The organism is Mucilaginibacter inviolabilis, assembly GCF_011089895.1.
In the GTDB taxonomy this organism is placed as follows: Bacteria; Bacteroidota; Bacteroidia; order Sphingobacteriales; family Sphingobacteriaceae; genus Mucilaginibacter; species Mucilaginibacter inviolabilis.
In genome coordinates, this window is record NZ_JAANAT010000001.1 from 1,556,219 (window position 1) to 1,574,449 (window position 18,231).

Below are 18,231 nucleotides of genomic sequence, written 5' to 3' on the forward strand. Positions count from 1 at the left end.
GGGGAAAGATATGGTTAAGCACGGTATCGCTAATCATCTCCTTTTGAATAAGACGTCTGTTCCATTATATTTAATAGGCCGTCCAGCCACCATCTGCCGTGATCACGGTACCGTTAACAAAGGCAGATTTTTCAGAAGCCAGGAATAAAGCCAGCTCTGCAATAGCGTCCGGATTTTCGGAATGAGGCATATTGCCGGTACCTGCATTCATTCTTTCAAAGCCGAAAGGATCGTTTTCCATGCCATAAAGGATATTTGTATTAATGCCTCCGGGCGCAATAGCATTACGCCTGATGCCCTTTTCCGCGTATTGGTATCCGATATTTCTCGTCAGGCCGATCAGCCCATGTTTGGATGCCGTATATGCACAACCGGCACGCCCACCATATAAGCCGCCTATAGAGGCTATATTGATAATAGTACCTGAGCCCTGTTTAAAAACAGCCGTACAGCGCTTCTGCAGGTATAGAACGGACCGTTCAGGTTGACACCTATTACCTTTTCCCACAGTTCATTGCTGACTTCGGCGACAGGGGTAAAACTGTCCATTACCCCGGCATTATTGACCAGGATGTCCAGCTTATCGTATGTCTGTAAGGTAAAATTCATTAACAGGCTAACATCTTCCTCCCTGGAGATATCAGCAGTAAAGCAGGCAGCCTGCCCTCCCTTTTTATGGATGGCGTCTGCTACTGCTTCTATGTTCTGCTGACGGTTATCCGCAAGTATTACTTGCACCTGCCTGAGCAAAGACCATGGCAATGGATTTACCTATACCCGAACCGGCTCCTGTTACAAGCGCAACTTTAGACGTTAAAGTTTTCATATTCATAATTGTTTATTGGTTAGTGATCAGTAGCCATTAAGGCAATACCCAAAAATCCAGAATATCAACTGTAAAAAAAATGATTCCCGTTACACAAGATGGTGATAAGCATCCTGTAAAACAAGGATATATATCGTTAAAATCCTGATTACGATCATTTCCATTCTGTGTCCTTATCTCCACCTTTATCCAGGTATTTACGGGAGTAACACCCATAAAAAACAAAACGATGGTAAAAGATAAAACCTGGATCAGCGGATTAACAGCCATGATCATTATTACGATCATCATCCTGATCATGATCGTTTCTGCCCGTAAAGTGTATGGACAGCAATCGAACCCGAAGGGATTGAGGCCGGGGGGGCACCGGGGCCGGGGATAAAATATCCCGGTACAAAAAACCACAGGCCCAGGACCCGCGGTTTTTTTATTTACACCAATCAAATTTTCAGATAAGCATGGTTTTCATAGCGTCAAACAACACCTCCGGATGCCGCGCCCCATGGTACATGGGCGCAGGTTCTTTATCAAGCTTCAGCAGCTGATATACTGCCGTCTGCGCTGTTCTTACCGAGTACTCGACAGTAAATACAGTATCATCCGGCATTTCGGCAAATTGCCCGATAAAAGCCAGGTTTACGGAATCAGCAGGAACCACTTCCGGGCGGTCGCCTGCAGCCCGCGTCAGGAATTCGCTGGTAATATAAGGCAGCATACAGGGAATGCAATTACAGCTATTGATAATCTGCTCCCTGGCTTGATCAAACCGTAAATGTGAAAGCAATTCGCTCATGATCTCCGCCCCACTGCAATCTGCCATTTTCTTCGGAATAAAGTTGCCGACCCTGTCCGGAAACAGGCCGTACCCCCAAAACACGGTCACCCCCTCAGGCTGACCAATAAAATGCGGCTGATAAGCCAATACAATAGACATCAGCCAATTGGAATCCTTAAAAGTGACCAGTGCGCCGGTACCCGCGGGATTGCCCGAAAATTCTTCCATCAGGTCAAAGAACTGCGTACCCTGACAGGTCACGGTGAAAGACTCCCATTTGGATTCTTCCACCCGGTTGTCAAATACAAAGGGGCGACCGAATTCTGAGCTATGCTGGGCAATTTGTTCCCACAACCTCCAGCTGCCATCTTTTTTACCGGTGATCAATTCCGGAGGTGACTCCATAGTACCCAGGCTGGAATCTGCCGTCATCGAGCCTATGGTCACCAGCACGAGATCCCGCGATATTATACTGATTTCCAGTTCCTGTTGATTTTGGACATAATGTATGCGTTCAACGACTTTTTTTCCAGCCTCTTCACAGAAATCAAGACCGGTTACCTGAACGCCCATTTCAAACCTGACACCCCGTTTTTTCAACCAGCGGATCAATGGTTTAGCCATGGAGTCAAACTGGTTATAGGGCGTACGATCCACTCCCGCAAGCGTATTGATGCGGCTGAATTCATGCAGGAACCGATGAAGATATCGTTTAAATTCCACTGCGCTATGCCAGGGCTGAAATGCGAACATGGTATCCCACATGAACCAGAAGTTGGTTTTAAAAAAAGCGGGCTCGAACCATTCGTCAATACGCCGGGTCTCCAGGTAACTTTCGGTTACAGCCATCATCTCCATCAGGTCCAGGCGGTCTTTATTACTGAACCCCATGGAAGACACATCGATAATGCTGCCGCCCTCAACTACACGGGCACCGGCATGTGTTTTTATTTTTTTATTAAACGCTTTAATTTCTTCCAGAACGGTCACATCCGGATCTGTCAGGGAAGGAATAAAGGAGAACAGGTCGTAAGTGCAGTGGTAACTGAAGTTAAGCATCCTACCGCCACGCAGGACATATCCGTTTTCAGCTGTTCCGCCACCGTCCAGGCTCCCTCCCGCAATGTTCATCTCTTCGAATATCGTGATCTGATCCGCGGGAATTTCACCGTCACGGATAAAATATGCCGCGGCGGCCAGCGAGGCTATACCACCACCTACCAGATAAACATGAGGATGTTTTCCGATATCATTTGTATTTTTCATCTGTTAAAATTTTAATTATTGTTTCTTATTTTTCTGCTTTTCAAGATTTTTAAAGTAGCCCCGCAACAGGAAATTATGTTTTAAGGCTTCCATATTCTGATTGAACCCGGCAGTTCCGTCCTGTATATTTCTCATGGTTGATCTCAGTTGCCCGGCCACCACCGAGTCTTTGAGCAATACATACATGGAGCCGTTTTTTGAAGACAGGTCCTGATTAACACTATTGATCAGCGTATTCAACTGAATGGTCGCCTGGTTGGCATTATCACTAACCAACCGGACGTTTCGCATCGCGTTATTCAAATTTCCGGAGAAGACCGTATCGGTCAATAAAAGTCCAGCCGCACCTTTTCCTTCTCTGATCCCTTTCACGATCATGTCCAGGTTCATGGCCATATCCCTCGCGTCAGCTGTTGCCTGATGAATGTTTCCCAAAGAAGACCGGAGACCAGAGCCAAGCTCCTGATCATTCAGCACCTCGAATATTTTGCTCTGGTTAATGCGGGTCACTGTATTTTTTAATTCTTCTGAGATCAATGCCATATTATTGTTAGTCTTATCGAGCGTCTGCAGCATGGCATCCGTATTCACCGCTTTCCGGGTTTGCAGATAATCGCCCTTATGGATGACCTGCCCCTTACCCATCCCAGGTTGAATATTGATGATCTTATTACCCATCAGGCCTTCGGTACCAATAGTTGCAATGGCATCCTGATGTATAAATGCACTGACTTTAGGATCGATCGATAATATCACCTCGATTGCAGTGTCATTAAGCAACTCGATATTTTTTACCGTTCCGGCCTGAATCCCGGAATACAGCACATTATTCCCGGCTATTAACCCGTTCAGATTAGAAAAGCGCACTTTCACTTCAAAATCTCCTCCAAACAGGTTGTGATTCTTCCCGATCATATAAAAGGAAAAGATGAGCACCAGCAGTCCTGCCAGCGTAAATACGCCCAATTTTGTATTATTTTCTCCCTGGTTTGTCATGGTGTTTTACTCAAAAAACTGTTTAATATTTTCATCAGCCGCTTCTTCCAACTCCTGATAGGAGCCTTCGGCATAACACTTTCCATCCAGCAGTAAAACCACCCGGTCTGCTGTATTTTTAACACAGTTCATGTCGTGCGAAATAATGATAGAAGCCGTGTGGTATTTTTTCTGAAGGGCTATAATGAGGTTATCGATCTCCCTTGCAGTAACGGGGTCCAGACCCGTTGTTGGCTCATCATACAAAATGATCTCCGGTTTGAGGATCAGGGTACGGGCCAACGCGATCCTTTTCAGCATACCACCGGAAAGTTCCGCAGGCATCATATCTGCCGTATGGGGCAGGCCTACGTTTCCCAGGGCTTCTTTCACTAAGGCATCTACTTCTGTCTGCGGCAGCTTGATCCACTGTCTCCGGAGAGAGAACTCCAGATTTTCCCTGACTGTCATCGAATCATACAGCGCGTTTCCCTGGAAAAGAAAACCAATTTTTGTCCTGATCTTGTCCAGGTCTTCATGGTCTAATTCAGGTACATTTTTACCCAGCACCCTAATCGTTCCGCTATCTGGTTTTAAAAGCCCAATGACGCATTTAATCAGGACAGATTTTCCTGCTCCTGATTTACCGAGCACCACTACGTTTTCATTCGGGTACACTTTGAGGTTAAAATCATTCAGCACGACATTTTCCCCAAATCTTTTACAGAGATGCTCAATCTCAATGACCGCTTCCCCATCTCCTGGTATCTTTTTTTCTGGCATTGATGATCCGGTTAAAGTTTCCATAATCAATTAATTTAGTCCAAGAACATCAGTGAGCTGCACAGCCAGCAGGTCAATGATAAATATCAGTACGGAAGCCAGCACAACGGCTGTATTGGCCGAACTGCCGACACCACGGGTACCCTTACTGGAATTATATCCCTTGTAGCAGCCGACAATACCGACTGCAAATCCGAAAAAGAAGGTCTTGATCACAGCCGGCGCAAGGTCACCAAAGCTCAGGCTATCAAACACCTGTGTAAAAAACAGTTGAATACTCGTTACCGATCGGATATTGACCCCGACATAAGCGCCAAACAGGGAGATCGCATCACTCAGTATAGTCAGTATGGGTAGCATTAAAGTTGCTGCCAGAACCCTTGTGGCCACTAAATATTTAAAGGGATTAGTGCCGCTTACTTCCATGGCATCAATCTGTTCGGTTACCTTCATGGAGCCTAACTCGGCGCCAATACTACTGCCTATCTTCCCCGCAAAGATCAAAGCGGTAATCACCGGGCCGATCTCCCGGACAATGGCGATACCGACCATCACCGGCAGCTCAGACTCTACACCATAGCTGACCAGGGAAGGCCTTAACTGCATGGTCAGCACAAGTCCCATAATAAATCCGGTCAGGCCGATCAATGGCAGGGACTGGTAACCAATGAAATAACATTGGGCCAGTAGCTCCTTTAGTTCAAAACGGGGTTTAAGCCCTGTAGAAAAAAAAAGCCCTGTAAACCTAGTTACCTGACCGGTTTCCCTAATGAACTCCGGTATCCTGGCCATCAAGGTTAAATGAATTTTATCTTTACTATTCATGTTATGCCGGTGTCTGAATTTTTACTAAAATTACAGGCCTGGCTTCTGTCGGCGAATGACGAGCATCATATATGTTTATGACCTCCATCAAGAAGTCCGTATGCCTCTTTTATTGGGGCAAAACTGGTCATCAAAAAAGCTCCGCCAACGACCATCTATTAGTCGTCAACCGGAGCTCAAATAACCTGCATGCTAGTCATTAAAGTCTTTATCCCAGCACTTCCGATTTTTCTCTACGATGATGATGCCCTGAAAGTTCATCCTTGATTCTCTTTATCTTCAATGATAACCAGATCCGGAAGATACCGGCGAACAGGAAAGCCATCCCGGTCCAGAGGATCAGGTTCTCTATTCCAAAAGCCGGATAGGCCAGGACGAGCAGGGCAAAACCAATAATGGACACGGCAGTAAATAAAAGCCATTTCCAGTTCCGGAAGCCGTAAGAGCGCATATCCAGCGCATTGGCAACCGCCATGATTCCCCGGAAAAGTATCCAGACACCCACGATCAAGGGCAGGATGATCATCGTGATCAGCGGATAGCGCCACAAATATCCACCGATAAACAAATCGACCAGTCCGCCTGCAAACGCCCACCCCCAGCCGTCAACTGATTTATGGTTGATTAGCGAGAACGTGACCTCAAAAGCACCAGTCCCCATTATACAAAAGGCAAATGCCCAACTGAGGGAAAGATAAGATTCAAAAGGAGATGCAATGACCCAGATTCCCATGCCAATCAGGACAAGTCCGGCAAGTAATATGAGCCACCAACGGCTGATCATGTTTCGTACGATATTAAAAGGTAAAGTTTCCATGTTGTAATGATGTTAGTTTAATTTCAGGTATCAGGAGATATTTTTCGGTTATGCGCTGTGCGCTAATGGGTGCCATTTAAATTTTTAATCTTAATGGGGTGGTTTCCAGTTTTTGACAATTTAGTCGGTGGATAAAGCGCATCATTGATATTATTAATGCCGTTAAAGAGCGCGTCCGGGTTGAATGAAATACTGTCAATGCCGGCGTTTACGATCATTTTGGTGAATTCTTTGGAATCGCTTGGCGCCTGTCCACAAAGTCCGACCTTCCGTTGCAATTGGTTGGCTTTTTGAATCATCAAAACGATCAGTTTCCTGCTGGCCGCATTTTGCTCATCAAATAAATCCGCGATCACAGCAGAATCCCTGTCGATGCCCAGTGTTAATTGTGTAAGGTCATTGGATCCTATAGAAAAACCGTCAAAAACTGCAGCGAACTCTTCGGCTAATATCACATTACTGGGTATTTCTGCCATGACAAAGATCTCCAGCCCGTTAACACCCTTTTTAAGCCCATTTTTCTGCATCTCGGTCAGTACCTTTTTACCCTCTTCGACGGTTCGGCAAAAAGGGATCATCAGTTTGACATTGGTGAAGCCCATATCGTTCCTGACCTTTTTCATAGCCTCACATTCCAGGCGAAAACCCTCCCGGTAACGTTCATGGGTGTAACGTGAAGCTCCCCTGAATCCGATCATCGGATTTTCTTCTTTCGGTTCAAAGTACTTGCCGCCAATCAAACCGGCGTATTCATTGGTTTTAAAGTCACTCATCCTCACAATAACTTCTTTCGGGTAAAAAGCCGCAGCTATAACAGCCATGCCCTGTGCCAGCCGGTCTACAAAATAATCGGTCTTATCTGAATAGCCGGAGGTCAGATGCTCAATCTTTAACCGGTCCGTTTCGTCAGTCACCCGGTCAAAATTGACGAGTGCCATTGGGTGTACCTGGACAGCGTGCGAAATGATAAATTCCAGCCGCATCAGCCCGACACCATGATTAGGATAAAAAGACAGTTGGAATGCCTGATCTGGATCACCAACAATCAGTTGCACCCTGGGATGTTCCGGCAGGCGAATTTCTCCTAAGTCTGTTGTCGTTTCCTTCCAGTTCAATTTACCGCGATAGACGGTACCGGTCTTACCCTCGGCACAGCAGAGGGTGATCTCTTCACCATCTTTGATATTCACGGTTGCATTTTCCGTACCGACAATCGCTACTGCACCCAGTTCCCTTGCGATAATGGCTGCATGGCTCGTCCTGCCGCCTTTATTAGTGACAATCCCGGCTACTTTTTTGAGAATAGGATCCCAGTCGGGGCTGGTGGTATCAGTGACAAGGATATCACCAGGATTTAATTTAAAAGCATCCTCAGGAGAGCTTAACAAACGTGCAAATCCACTGGTAATCCGGTGTCCGACAGCAGCTCCCGTTGTGAGCGTTTCTCCCCTTTCGGCGATATGGCAGGTTTTAATCTGTAATTCTTTCTCCCGGCTATGCACGGTTTCAGGCCTGGCCTGTATCATATAAAGCTGGTGGTTCTCCCCGTCTTTGGCCCATTCAAAGTCCATTGGTTTCTGATAGTAGTCCTCGATAATCAGCGCCCAGCGGGCCAGTTGTTCAATTTCGGCATCTTCCAGCACGAATTTCCCCCTCATTTCCCAAGGGGTATCCTGATTGATCGTTGTGCGATGCTCATTCCCGTCCTGTGCATAAACCAGCATTTTACTTTTGCTGCCTAGTTTTTTCTGTATGATCGCGTCCTTATCTTTTCTTAAAGCGGGCTTAAATACTATAAATTCATCAGGCACCACAGTACCATGTACCATGTTTTCACCCAAGCCCCAAACACCGGCGAGGTGCACCACATTACGAAAACCGGATTCTGGTTCAAGCGTGAAACCCACGCCAGAGCAGCCCAGGTCCGAGCGGACCATGAGTTGAATACCTACAGCAAGAAAAACTTTAGTGTGACCGAAGCCCTTATCTTCCCGGTATTTAATAGCGCGGTCGGTATATAAGGAAGCAAAACATCGTTTTACAGCATAAATGACTGCCCAATGTCCCTGAATATTTAAATAAGAATCGTGCTGGCCGGCAAAACTGGCATCCGGGAGATCCTCAGCTGTTGCGCTGCTGCGTACAGCTACTGAGGGGTCCGAAAAACGAAATACGTAGTCATAAGCGTCGATAATGGCCATCTGGAGATCCTGAGGCATCTCCGTTTCCATGATCAATTTCCTGGCCTTTGTTCCAACCCGGGAAAGATTGTTAAAATTATCCCGGTCGAGTTCCTGAAGTACGCCCTGCAGGCGCTGTTCCAGGCCATTACATTTTATAAAATACCGGTAAGCCGCGGCGGTAACGGTAAAACCGTCCGGGACCTGCACGCCCATAGATATCAAATGCGTAAACATTTCTCCGATGGAAGCATTTTTGCCGCCAACCTCCGCGATATCCGATAAACCGGTTTCACTGAATTTTTTAATAAAGGATTCCATATGAATTGCTATAAATGGTTAGAAAAAGGCTTACCTGTCTATCAAGTACAACAGCCTGGCCATTCGTTTTAATATGGAGCTAATTTCCTTTTAAAGCCCTGCTTAAATAATGACCGGGGTCAACACCAAAGCTGATCCTGCGCATTCCGCAGAAAGGGCCGCTCATTCCGCTTCCATTTAGCTTATGTTCTGAAGCGGTATCACGTCAAAAAATGTCGACGATCATTTTTCCGGAGAGAAAAGCTACCTATCCTTGTTCTATGAAACAGATCAGTATAAAACATTTGAATTTCGCGCACAACGCGTGGTTAAGAGGCCTTGGCTTTTATGAACTCGAACTGGGTTTCCTGCAGGAAAGACTGGAAGAAATTGCTGCGGACAATACGGGTCAAGCCGTATCTGAAAAAGTAGAGCACTTCCAAAATCAGTTCATCATCCATCGGGATTACCTGGATGGCTTGAAACATCGTATACACGAGAACATGAAAGTGCTTCAATATGAGCTGGCCGGATCAAACGGTCACGTTGACCGGGATACTGTAGGGCTTTATAACCAGTTAGCCGAGGACTACTTTACAGAAGATCAGCTTTTCATCGCGCTGCGGCATGAATTCAACCGGTTCGCTGCTGAATGGATGTAAGCGGGGGGCCCTTCTTTCAAATAAGGCAAGTACAGCCTTCAGGCCAGGTTTTTTAAAAGATAACCCGGCCTTTCCTATTAAATTCTATGACGAAAACTGAAACTGCGGATCAAAAAAAAGCCGCAGGGTTTTAAGTTTCCCTGCGGCTTTCCCATAAATATCTATGCTTTACCTGTCTTCCATATCCGCAGGGATTACCATCACCGGTATTTGCTGATGCTTTAACTGGTCATTGGTGTGGCTGCCTTTAAACATCCTGTTCAAAAAACTATGCCGGTCATGTACCAGGACAAGCAGGTCAGCCCCGTTCTCTTCACAGTGGCGGTTCAACCGTGCAGGCAATTCCTTGCCGGTGATGTTCTGATACGATATATTAGGGTAACGGTACCTTTTCACGCGGTTGGAAAACTTAATTTTCTTTTCTATCTCACGGGCATCATCATGGCCCCAAATGGATACATGCAGGATTTCCAGATGAAAATTAAAAAGGCGGCCGAGTTTGGTGAGATAATGTACCGCGCGCAGATCACCCTCATCAAAATCACAGGCAATCGTAACCTTTTTTATCTTCCGGAGATCTGCCTTTTCCGGAATGATCAAAACCGGCCGGTTCGTTTGATTGACCACAGTGCTGGTATCGCTGCCGATCAGTAAATGTTTCATGGTCGTTCCGGAACGGGCACCCATGATAATGAGTTCTATATCTTTTCTTTCCATAAAGGCGCCCAATTGATATTGCAGACTCCCCTCTTCCCGCTGACAATCAATACTTGGCCGGTGCCCTCCGGATGGTATTTCCGCAATCAGCTTTTCCAGGCTCTCCTTCAAATAAGTAATTTTCCCCTTACTTTCGTCGACCCAGATCATCTGTTCTACTGCATAAGGAGAGCCGCCAAATTCTGACAGAACGGGTTGGCTGATAAAAGTGTTGAACAATAAGATATTCGCACGCAATTTGGCGCACAAAGGAACAGCTGCGGTTGCGGCATGATCCGCATTATCACTATAATCAGTTAGCACCAGTATCTTTTTCATGATGATTTATTTAGAGTTAAATCTTTGTTAGTCCTCATTATAGGAGGTTATAGGACAAATATGACCAATACGCTGTTCTCCGGCTATGACTGCCGTCATACCGAAATTTGATTTACGGCATATTTTAATGGTAATAGATTAGCGGGGGAACCCCAATACCTTCTCTATGATCTGGAAAAGGTCTTTATCGTCATAAGGTTTGACCAGGTAATTACAATAACCGATGGATAATGCCTTTTCCATATGTGATCTTTCCGACATCGCAGAAGTGAAAATAAAGGGGATATCCCTGGTATTCCGGTCAAGGAGCAATAATTCAAAAACCTCAAATCCATCCAATCCGCGCATCACCACATCGCTGATGATCAAATTGGGATGATGTAGTTTAGCCATGCTAATCCCATCGGTACCATTATCGGCAGTAATTACCTGGTAGCCTTCCAGTTCAAGGAGTTCTGTCGTATTCTCCCTGATATCCGTATTATCTTCAATAAACAATATCGTGGTGGGCATAATCGATGAATTATTTACCTGATGATCAAATTTTTGCCATCTGAATAAAGTAAATAAAGATAAGCATATTCCATTAGCTTCTATCGGATTTTGCAGGTCAGATGATTCAACTCCCTATTAATTGAGCTTTTTTATTAAATTCGGCTGACGGATTATTATTTCCACCACATGCAAATACCGGATCAGTTAGTGGACAGGCTATTTATACTTTAAACAACTATACAATACGTTAAATTGAAAGCTGCTATTGATACCTATTTGAATTCAGTCAAGGCACTTTGTCCCCAGGTGACAAGTGCTGAATTGGACTTCCTGATGAGTGGCTTGACGGTTTCTAATCTTAAGCCAAAACATTTTTACATGCACGCAAATACGGTTCAAAAAGAAATAGGATTTGTGTTTTCCGGCTTATTGCGAACATTTTATATTGACCATGAAGGCAGTCAGATTTCGGTGAATTTTCTTCGGGAAAATCGCTATGTGACACACTATCCTGCATTCATTACACAAACTCCCAGTAAGTATTACTTTCAATGTATAGAACCAACGATTGTTGTCAACCTTCCCTACAAACATATTCAGGAATGTTACAACAGGTTTCCAAATTTGGAACGTTATGGCAGATTGGTAGCGGAGGAAGCTTTGAAAGTTCTGCATAGAAGAGTTGAGAGCTTTCTGTTTGACAATGCCGAAACCAGATACCTCGATTTTATAAAAGAAAATCCCAATCTGTTTAACAGGGTGTCCTTATCCTATTTATCATCCTACCTGGGTATCGAGCGGCAATCTTTAACCCGAATAAGAAAAAAATTGGCACACCATTCATTTTGACACATTTGTGTCAGGAACACCTTCTGTAACGCGACTACTTTTGGTTTGAAAATCAACCAACATAAAAATGAAAGTAGTCATCTTCGGAGCCACTGGTTTCTCTGGCAATGCCGTTTTGAAAAAAGCCTTAGCACAACATCACCAGGTAACCATATTAGTAAGAAATAAATCCGCGATCTCCACCCATGATAAAAACCTGAACATCATGGAAGGCTATGTCATGGACAGAAACAAAATTTCGGAGGTACTGGAAAATCAGGATGCGGTAATTCAATGCCTTGGTGTAAGTGGAAAAAGCACGCAGCCCACAACATTCATGTCCGATGTAACAAAAATAATTGTTGAGGAAATGGAAAAATCAGGCGTTAGACGACTGATCTCCATGAGTAATATAGGAACCGGAAACAGTATTGGTTACAACCCCTGGTATTTTACTAAAATCATTCTCCCTTATTTTATGAAATGGTTAAAAGTAGTTATTGATGATAAGAACCGCATGGAACCCATCGTCATGAACAGCCGCCTCGACTGGACAATTGTTCGCTGTCCAAATATTGTAGACAAGCCTGCTAAAGGAAGGACTCATGCCACTTTGGACGGGAAAGGATTAAAGCTATCTATTACTTTGGGCGACATGTCAACGTTCATTGTTCAGCAATTAACAAACGGAAGTTTCTCCAAACAAGCACCTGCGATCAGCAATTAACACCAGGCAACTATTTTTTCTTAATTATTTTATAATCAGTAAAAATGAATACAACAGCACAAAAAGCTGAAATAACAACCAGTATTGGGAAAATTTCAGTTTATATCCAAAAAAACACGTCCGATAAACTGCCAATAATATTCTTACACGGCATATACTTCGACCACCATTTATGGAACAAACACGCCGAAGAAATAAATGACCGTACTGTAATTGCTGTTGACATGCCTTTCCATGGCGACAGCCGGGAAAACATCGAACCCAAGTGGACTTTGAATGATTGCGCGAATATGCTGATGGAGATTTTAGATAATTTACAAATCTCAAAAGTTATTGCAGTCGGACATTCATGGGGGAGTATGACTATTTTGAGAGCTGCACACAGGCAACCCACAAGGTTTGAATCTGTCGGGTTGTGTAATATGTCTTTTAAATCGGCAGCAAAAAGCCAAAGAATCGCCTCCTGGTTTCAGCATTCCATGTTGGTATTTAGAAATTTCTATATCAATCAGTCCGCTAAGACTTTGTTTGGAAAGGCCTCACTAAAAGAGAATCCTGCCCTGGCCAATGAGCTCAAACGCTCCATGGGTATTTTATCTAACCGGCAAATAAAGCACATTGACAAGGCTGTTATGATGGATGCGGAAGATGCTACTTACCTGATCAAAACATTAAAAGTTGATGCCATTGCTTTAAGAGGTGAAGAAGACTTTGTACCAACACCACCCCATATGGAAACAATCCTAGTAAAAGGTGGACATATTAGTCCTTTAGAAAGGCCATTGGAAGTTTCTCAATTAATCAGCAGACTAATGGCAAAGGAATAACCATAAAGCCCGGCAGTCAACAGCAGCAACGCGCCATTCGCCAATTTACGGTTGTTTGAAATCATGGCAATGGCTACTGATCACGATAACATTTCAAAATAACTTAATACTCAAATCAAATACAATGGCAAATCAAGTTCAATACACCACAGAATTTAACATTATTGACGGAAAAATTGAAGAATTCAAAAAAATGCTGCATGCCATCATTGCATCTGTTAAAGAAAACGAGCAGGACATGAGTGCATACCAGGTTTACCTGAATGCCGAGGAAAATAAAGCGTTTATTGTGGAGTGGTTTAAAAATTCCGAAGCTATTTTAATACACTTATCAAACGTAGGACCTTTATTTCCCGAACTCTTAGCCATAGCACCGGCTGTGCGCTTAGAGGTTTTTGGAAACTTAACGCCAGCGGCAGAAGTAGCACTAAGATCTATTGGCGCCAAAATTTTTAAATACCATGAAGGATTTATTCGTGGAGACATTTAATTATATGGAGGGTAATCAGCTGTAGCTATTACCGGAGGTTAGCATGGCATGAAGCGCAACGCCTCTCCTGTTGTTTTGCATTAAGAAAACCGGGGCCGCCGATAAGCCACATACATCCTTACAGCTAATATTGCTGTATATCAAACATGCGTCTGATTAATATATAAATTATTATCTTGAACCATGGTTGGAATTGGAGTAGTGCTATCCGGAGGAGGAGCTCGTGGAATTGCTCATTTGGGTGTATTAAAGGCACTTGAAGAAATCGGTATCCAGCCGGATATTCTTTCCGGGGTAAGTGCAGGCGCGTTGATTGGCGCTTTGTATGCGGCAGGACATTCCCCGGAACATATTCTGGAACTGGTTAAAACACATACTTCTTCCAGCCTCGTCAGGATGATCTTATCTCCATCCGGGCTTTTCTCCCCCGCGGGTCTTGGCAAATTATTAAAGGAGACGATTCCGCATGATAGTTTCGATCTTCTACAGGTCCCCTTGTATGTAACAGCTACAGATATCGGAAGCGGCGAATCAGTTACTTTTTCCGAGGGGCAATTACATCCGGTCCTTATTGGCTCATCCTCGATACCGGGACTGTTCACGCCGGTTAAATTTGGCCGGCATTACCTGGTTGATGGCGGAGTCCGGAACAACCTGCCGGTGAGTTGTATCAGAGACAAATGTCATAAGGTTCTGGGCAGTCATGTAAATAAACTTTACCATGATCATCCGGAACAATTGGGAAGATTCCAGGTGCTGGAAAAAAGCTTTCACCTGGCCGTGGCCAATACGGTGGCCGCTCATGCCCTGCAGTGTGACATTTTCCTGGAACCTGAATTACAGGGCCATCAAATGTTTGAAACGAGGCATGCTGATCAGCTCTTTAAAGCCGGTTATGATGTCGTTTTGAAACAAAGGGACTTACTGAGGTCATGGATCTAACACTAAAGGATCGGATATACAGATTACTTTCACAAGTCAAAACATGGACCGTCTCCGGGAGACAGTCCATGGAAAGTACGCATCCGATTTTTACATTAAAATGCCTTCCGGCTCTTCTACGGTTAACTTGCTTTCTACACTGTACACACCCGGAGCTGCCCATACCGCATTTTCAGCCTCGTCCTTTTCAGTTAATGAGCTTACCCGGCCGGTAAGTGTTACTTTGCTACCATTCACGGCTACGTTTACCTTCCCTGCATCAATATTCGCATTGCGGCGGAAAGCAGCACCGATCTTTTGTTCCAGTTCAAATGCGGAGATTTTGGGTTTAATTTCAATGAGGTTAATGATGGAACGCACCCCGGTCAGGTTTTCGATGACCGTTTTCGCATTGTTACGCTGAAAGGCCCATTCCACTTCTCCCTGCAACGTAACCACACCATTTTCAACCTTAATCTTTACCTTCTCGTCCTGCACTGCAGTATGCCATTGCAGGGCGTTTAATGCTGCTTCGGCGATTTCGGTATCGGTTCTACGATAGATAGACGATACACCTACCTGGATATCCTCGGCTACCGCTTTGACACCACTGATTTTCTTTGCAGCGTTTTCCGCGGCGATTTTTTTAGTATAAGTATCTACCTGCCCGGACAGCGTTACCACGCCATTCTTTACGGCCACGCCGATTTCAGCGGCATGTAAAAAAGGGAGCCAGGTAATTTCGTCCATTACATCCTGTTGAATTTGAAGATCTGTTTTCATCACATTAAAAATTTAAAAGTTAATTAATATTTGTTGCCCAAAGGAACACGTTATAGTATTCCACGTCCATGACAGCCATCATTCTTTTTGCTGATCCTGGTCAAAACCTTTCCAACATGATTTACTACCTTCACTTTGTATTCATATCAGGTGTTAAGATTATTTATGATTAAGCTATTTGTATCCGGTTTTCCGTTGGAAATGAAGGAATTGGAGCTGGTCCAGCTTTTCGGCCCTTTTGGCACAGTCAGTACAGTTAAGATTGTCCGGGACAAGGTTACCCGGAAATGTAAAGGATACGCATTCCTGGAAATGGAAAATTTGGGAGATGCTGAAAGAGCTGTCAGCGCCTTAAATGGGATGCCAAGTGGCGATAGGTATTTAACGATAAACATTACCCTTGTTGAAAAAGGAAATCCAGGCAGCGACAACAATAGATCATTACCCCCGGCAACTCGTTACATCAAGGTGGAAAGGCCGGGTATTGTGCAAAAGAAGAAACGCCCGAGAAAACAATTTTGAGCTATTTAATACCGCGTTATTTAAATATCGTGTAAAACATAGCGATTGCCGCCGCGCCCATGGCCAAAAAGGTAAACCAGAGCAGTATATTGGATAAACGGCCATTTTTATAATCACCCATGATCATTTTATCACTGGAAATCCTGACTATTAAAAATAGAAGAGGAACCGCGGCAACGCCATTCAATACGGCAGCGTAAACCAAGGCCTTCACAGGGTCGATCCCAATAAAATTGATCAGTAAGCCAATGAGGGTGGCCACACAAATTATCAGGTAAAAAGCTTTGGCACGGTTCCATTTAAGATTTAATCCTGATTCCCAGGCAAAAGCCTCGCAAACAGCATAAGCAGCTGAGCCTGACAAAACGGGTACCGCCAGCAAGCCCAAGCCGATGATCCCAACAGAGAAAATCAGTTTAGCCAGGAATCCAGCATGAGGAAAGCTGTGCACCAGCGGTTCCAGGGCTTTTGCAGCGTCTGCAGCCGTTTTCACATCCGTGATACCGCTCTGGTGTAAAACTGTTGCACCAACAACAATAATACTCCAGGTGGCAAATTCAGAAAACAACATACCTGAGCTATTGTCAATACGCATATTCCGGATGGCGGCCTTGCTGATCACAGGTATTTCATTTACCAACTTGTTATGTTCCTTTTCTTCTTCCACCTCCTGGGATGCTTCCCAAAAAAACATATAAGGAGATATAGTAGTACCTAAAACACCTGTGATAATAAAGAGAAAACTAAAGGTAAACTCAAAATGAGGTATAAAGCTCGCCCGCATAACTGTAACCCAGGGCTGATGCACAATAAACAACGTTATGGGATAAGCCAACAAGGCCAGGGCGAGCCATTTCAATATCCTGGAATAGGTACGATAATTGGTAAATATCTCCAGTAAAAGGATAATGATCGTAAAGAATAAGGTGAGCATTATGAAAGGGACCGGCACCAGCAGTTGTACAGCCGAGGCCATAGCCCCAATATCGGCGCCAATATTGATCACATTAGCGATAAGCACTAAAGCTACAACCCCATACAGCACTGTTTTATTATAATGCAGTTTAACGACCGAGGCGATACCCTTACCGGTTACCATCCCAATCCGCGCACAGGCTTCCTGAACTGCGATCATAAATGGAAGCATATATAAGGCGGTCCATAATTGCCCATAACCGAACTGGGCACCCGTTTGGGAATAGGTAGCGATACCAGACGGATCGTCATCGGCTGCCCCTGTTGTTAAGCCCGGGCCCAAGACCCTGAGGAACCGGATCAGTTTGTTTTTAGGTCGTTTGATAATCGGCTTTAGGTTCATACAACTCGATTGTTTTTCTATAAAGATAAAATATAAGCGCTTATCAAATAGTGATAATGATCATATAATGTTATGTCGTCACTCAGCCTTTCTCTGATTTAATCCGGATATTCCATAGTTATTGACCACCTCGTTCTGAAATATCATAGATATCATTCTGAAACACTTTGATCATGCTCATTCTATTGGATGCAGAACCAATTTGGCAATACGTCCACAAATGCCTATCCTATCTACATAAGTAAATAAGGATACTCGTCACAAAATATTTGCTATAATTTATTAATAGACTAACTTTAGCATTTTACATTAGCACAATTGGTTCAGGCAGATATTATTAAACTACAAAATGCCGTTGCGATTAATCGCGATGAAGCCGCTTATCGCCAATTGTTTATAAATTTCCACCAGCCGCTTATCAAATTTGGCTTTTCGATTATTCAATCTGAGGAAGCTGCCGAGGACTTATATTCGGAAGTGATGATAAAAATATGGTTGATGGAAGAAAGTCTCGCAAAAGTCGAAAACCTTAAACAATATTTATATACGCTAATCCGTAATGCGGCTTTCAATGAACTAAAAGTACAGAAAAAAGTAACTTTTTCTTCGTTAGACGATCTTCCAGACAACTATATCAGTACATCTTCGGTTGAAGACAGTTTTTTAAAAGACGAATTTGTAGATAAGATAAATGATGCCATTAAATCACTTCCCCCTAAATGCGGTCTTGTCTATCGTTTGATCCGGGAAGATGGGTTTAATTATAAACAGACTTCTGAGATCTTAGGTATATCAGTGAATACCATAGAAGGCCATATGACCTCCGCGATCAAAAAGATAAGTGAGTCTCTTCGGAAATATCTTCATTAGATCCTT

Annotated in this window: 22 protein-coding genes; 9 read left to right on the top strand and 13 right to left on the bottom strand. The window is 44.0% G+C overall.

All coding sequences use genetic code 11. The features are described 5' to 3' along the window. Positions 1 to 70: 70 nt before the first annotated feature. From G7092_RS30510 to G7092_RS30950, 3 genes are read right to left on the bottom strand one after another with little or no spacing between them, the layout of a single operon-like run. Positions 71 to 508, bottom strand: a complete 438-nt coding sequence (locus G7092_RS30510) for an SDR family oxidoreductase (protein ID WP_202985224.1) — start codon at positions 506 to 508, stop codon at positions 71 to 73. Next, on the bottom strand, positions 406 to 738 hold the full coding sequence (locus tag G7092_RS30515; protein WP_202985225.1) for an SDR family NAD(P)-dependent oxidoreductase: 333 nt from the start codon (positions 736 to 738) through the stop codon (positions 406 to 408). Before G7092_RS30515 ends, G7092_RS30510 begins: the two co-directional genes overlap by 103 nt. Next, positions 716 to 826 carry an SDR family NAD(P)-dependent oxidoreductase gene (locus G7092_RS30950; RefSeq protein WP_369074288.1) on the bottom strand — a complete coding sequence of 37 codons (111 nt, stop codon included), beginning with the start codon at positions 824 to 826 and terminating at the stop codon, positions 716 to 718. The genes G7092_RS30515 and G7092_RS30950 overlap by 23 nt, the downstream gene beginning before the upstream one ends. 229 nt (positions 827 to 1,055) lie before the next feature. Here G7092_RS30950 and G7092_RS06250 point away from each other — a divergent pair, with 229 nt between their 5' ends. Continuing rightward, positions 1,056 to 1,208 carry a hypothetical protein gene (locus G7092_RS06250; RefSeq protein ID WP_166087284.1) on the top strand — a complete coding sequence of 51 codons (153 nt, stop codon included), beginning with the start codon at positions 1,056 to 1,058 and terminating at the stop codon, positions 1,206 to 1,208. A 66-nt stretch (positions 1,209 to 1,274) separates the two neighbouring features. Here G7092_RS06250 and G7092_RS06255 read toward each other — a convergent pair whose 3' ends face one another. The 6 genes from G7092_RS06255 to ppsA all read right to left on the bottom strand — a co-directional run bounded on the left by G7092_RS06255 (position 1,275) and on the right by ppsA (position 8,768). Next, positions 1,275 to 2,867, bottom strand: coding sequence for an oleate hydratase (locus tag G7092_RS06255; protein WP_166087286.1), 1,593 nt, complete (start codon positions 2,865 to 2,867; stop codon positions 1,275 to 1,277). Between the two features lie 15 nt (positions 2,868 to 2,882). Next, positions 2,883 to 3,863: an MlaD family protein gene (locus G7092_RS06260; protein WP_166087288.1), complete on the bottom strand. Its 981-nt coding sequence runs from the start codon at positions 3,861 to 3,863 to the stop codon at positions 2,883 to 2,885. A gap of 6 nt (positions 3,864 to 3,869) precedes the next feature. After that, positions 3,870 to 4,649, bottom strand: coding sequence for an ABC transporter ATP-binding protein (locus tag G7092_RS06265; protein ID WP_166087290.1), 780 nt, complete (start codon positions 4,647 to 4,649; stop codon positions 3,870 to 3,872). Positions 4,650 to 4,655: 6 nt separating this feature from the next. Continuing rightward, entirely contained in the window at positions 4,656 to 5,450 is a 795-nt protein-coding gene (locus G7092_RS06270; RefSeq protein WP_202985226.1) for an MlaE family ABC transporter permease, read from the bottom strand. Between the two features lie 208 nt (positions 5,451 to 5,658). Further along, entirely contained in the window at positions 5,659 to 6,267 is a 609-nt protein-coding gene (locus G7092_RS06275) for an HdeD family acid-resistance protein (protein ID WP_166087292.1), read from the bottom strand. Positions 6,268 to 6,329: 62 nt separating this feature from the next. Continuing rightward, on the bottom strand, positions 6,330 to 8,768 hold the full coding sequence (gene ppsA / locus G7092_RS06280; RefSeq protein ID WP_166087294.1) for a phosphoenolpyruvate synthase: 2,439 nt from the start codon (positions 8,766 to 8,768) through the stop codon (positions 6,330 to 6,332). A gap of 260 nt (positions 8,769 to 9,028) precedes the next feature. Here ppsA and G7092_RS06285 point away from each other — a divergent pair, with 260 nt between their 5' ends. After that, entirely contained in the window at positions 9,029 to 9,409 is a 381-nt protein-coding gene (locus G7092_RS06285) for a hypothetical protein (protein ID WP_166087296.1), read from the top strand. Between the two features lie 168 nt (positions 9,410 to 9,577). On the opposite strand, the gene G7092_RS06290 is transcribed toward G7092_RS06285, so the two are convergent. Together G7092_RS06290 and G7092_RS06295 are read right to left on the bottom strand one after the other, a co-directional pair. Beyond that, entirely contained in the window at positions 9,578 to 10,444 is an 867-nt protein-coding gene (locus G7092_RS06290; RefSeq protein WP_166087299.1) for a universal stress protein, read from the bottom strand. A 138-nt stretch (positions 10,445 to 10,582) separates the two neighbouring features. Then, positions 10,583 to 10,957, bottom strand: coding sequence for a response regulator (locus G7092_RS06295; RefSeq protein ID WP_166087301.1), 375 nt, complete (start codon positions 10,955 to 10,957; stop codon positions 10,583 to 10,585). A 234-nt stretch (positions 10,958 to 11,191) separates the two neighbouring features. Between G7092_RS06295 and G7092_RS06300 the strand changes: the two genes are divergently transcribed. From G7092_RS06300 to G7092_RS06320, 5 genes are all read left to right on the top strand, one after another. Beyond that, positions 11,192 to 11,788, top strand: coding sequence for a Crp/Fnr family transcriptional regulator (locus tag G7092_RS06300; protein ID WP_166087303.1), 597 nt, complete (start codon positions 11,192 to 11,194; stop codon positions 11,786 to 11,788). 67 nt (positions 11,789 to 11,855) lie between these two features. After that, complete coding sequence (locus tag G7092_RS06305) at positions 11,856 to 12,494, top strand: NAD(P)-dependent oxidoreductase (RefSeq protein WP_166087305.1); 639 nt, start codon at positions 11,856 to 11,858, stop codon at positions 12,492 to 12,494. 44 nt (positions 12,495 to 12,538) lie between these two features. After that, entirely contained in the window at positions 12,539 to 13,321 is a 783-nt protein-coding gene (locus tag G7092_RS06310) for an alpha/beta fold hydrolase (RefSeq protein WP_166087308.1), read from the top strand. Positions 13,322 to 13,445: 124 nt separating this feature from the next. Then, positions 13,446 to 13,811, top strand: a complete 366-nt coding sequence (locus G7092_RS06315) for an NIPSNAP family protein (protein WP_166087310.1) — start codon at positions 13,446 to 13,448, stop codon at positions 13,809 to 13,811. Positions 13,812 to 13,994: 183 nt separating this feature from the next. Further along, the gene (locus G7092_RS06320; RefSeq protein WP_166087312.1) at positions 13,995 to 14,753 is read left to right on the top strand and encodes a patatin-like phospholipase family protein; all 759 of its coding nucleotides are present in this window, start codon (positions 13,995 to 13,997) and stop codon (positions 14,751 to 14,753) included. A gap of 90 nt (positions 14,754 to 14,843) precedes the next feature. On the opposite strand, the gene G7092_RS06325 is transcribed toward G7092_RS06320, so the two are convergent. After that, positions 14,844 to 15,515, bottom strand: coding sequence for a BON domain-containing protein (locus G7092_RS06325; RefSeq protein ID WP_166087314.1), 672 nt, complete (start codon positions 15,513 to 15,515; stop codon positions 14,844 to 14,846). Positions 15,516 to 15,680: 165 nt separating this feature from the next. Between G7092_RS06325 and G7092_RS06330 the strand changes: the two genes are divergently transcribed. After that, positions 15,681 to 16,037: an RNA recognition motif domain-containing protein gene (locus G7092_RS06330; RefSeq protein WP_166087316.1), complete on the top strand. Its 357-nt coding sequence runs from the start codon at positions 15,681 to 15,683 to the stop codon at positions 16,035 to 16,037. A gap of 16 nt (positions 16,038 to 16,053) precedes the next feature. Here the strand turns inward: G7092_RS06330 and G7092_RS06335 are convergent, their stop codons facing one another. Continuing rightward, positions 16,054 to 17,355, bottom strand: coding sequence for an NRAMP family divalent metal transporter (locus G7092_RS06335; RefSeq protein WP_166087318.1), 1,302 nt, complete (start codon positions 17,353 to 17,355; stop codon positions 16,054 to 16,056). Between the two features lie 318 nt (positions 17,356 to 17,673). Here G7092_RS06335 and G7092_RS06340 point away from each other — a divergent pair, with 318 nt between their 5' ends. Continuing rightward, on the top strand, positions 17,674 to 18,225 hold the full coding sequence (locus G7092_RS06340) for an RNA polymerase sigma factor (protein WP_166087320.1): 552 nt from the start codon (positions 17,674 to 17,676) through the stop codon (positions 18,223 to 18,225). The last annotated feature ends 6 nt before the right edge of the window (positions 18,226 to 18,231 follow it).